Source organism: Streptomyces sp. NPDC004065 (assembly GCF_044903565.1).
Taxonomy (GTDB): Bacteria; Actinomycetota; Actinomycetes; order Streptomycetales; family Streptomycetaceae; genus Streptomyces.
Map to the genome: position 1 here is coordinate 1 of NZ_JBJDQT010000076.1, position 1,259 is coordinate 1,259.

Sequence of the window (1,259 nt, forward strand, 5' to 3'; positions counted from 1 at the left end):
GTTGGACGTGATGATCTTGCGGGGTTGAGGGAGCGTTTCCTTGCGCGGCTGGATGCCGTGGGGAACGTGACCGTGGTGGCGCGTGAGCTGGGGGTGAACCGGAACACCGCCTTCGGCTGGGCCCGGAAGGCCGGACGGAGCTCGGTGCGTCTGCCTCGGCGACACCCCGGGCGGGATGAGTACGAGCGGCTTCGGGCCGCCGGTGTCGCCCGCCGGGTCGCGGCCCGGCGGGTCGGTGTGAACGAGCGCACGGCCAAGGACTGGGACTGGGGTGTCAAGAAGAGCGGCACCACGCGCACTTACGCTGACGGCCGCCGTGTCGACTACACCACCGGGACCGTCACGATGTGCGGTGTGACCACGGCACCGGTGGGCCTGACGGCCCTGGAGAAGCAGCTTCACCCGCGATTTCTGGCGCTCGCCGAGCGCGAGAAGATCCGCGATCTGCGCGCGGCGGGTCAGTCGCTGAGGGCGATCGGGCGTGCTCTGGGACGGCCGGCGAGCACGGTCAAGCGGGAGATCGACGCGAACTCCGGCACCGAGGGCTACCAGCCCTACGCCGCCCACCGCGCCGCCGCAGCGCGCAGGCCCCGGCCCAAGGAGCGCAAGCTGCTACGTGCGGGACGGCTGCGCCGCTTCGTCCAGGACGGACTGCGCCGGCGGTGGTCACCGGAGCAGATCTGCCACGCTCTACGCAGAGAACATCCCGACGACGAAAGCATGCGGGTGAGCGTGGAAACGGTCTACCAGGCGCTGTACTTCCAGGCCCGCGGCGGCCTGAAACGGGAAGTGCAGGCAGCCATCCGCTCCGGCCGGACCCGCCGCAAACCACGCCGGGACCCCGAGCGGCGCACGCCTCGGTTCATCGACCCGATGGTGATGATCAGCGACCGTCCCGCCGACGTCGAGGACCGGGCCGTGCCCGGTCACTGGGAAGGCGACCTGATCATCGGCGCGGGCGGGCGCTCCGCGATCGCCACCCTGGTCGAGCGCAGCACCCGATACACCATGCTGGTCCACCTGCCGGGCGGCGCCCACGACGCCGAGACCGTCCGCGACGGCCTCGTCGCCACGATCCAGACCCTGCCCACCCACCTGCGCGGCTCCCTCACCTGGGACCAGGGCAGCGAGATGGCACGCCACAAGCAGTTCAGCATGGCCACCGGCATGCCCGTCTACTTCTGCGACCCGGCCTCGCCCTGGCAACGCGGCTCGAACGAGAACACGAACGGGCTGCTGCGGCAGTACTTCCCCAAGGG

1 protein-coding gene is annotated in these 1,259 nt (G+C 70.8%); it reads left to right on the forward strand.

Features of this window, described 5'->3' with window-relative positions:
* Window positions 1-345 precede the first annotated feature (345 nt).
* Window positions 346-1,259: IS30 family transposase (locus tag ACI2LW_RS33695; protein WP_404735061.1), on the forward strand; the 914-nt coding region annotated here is incomplete at its 3' end.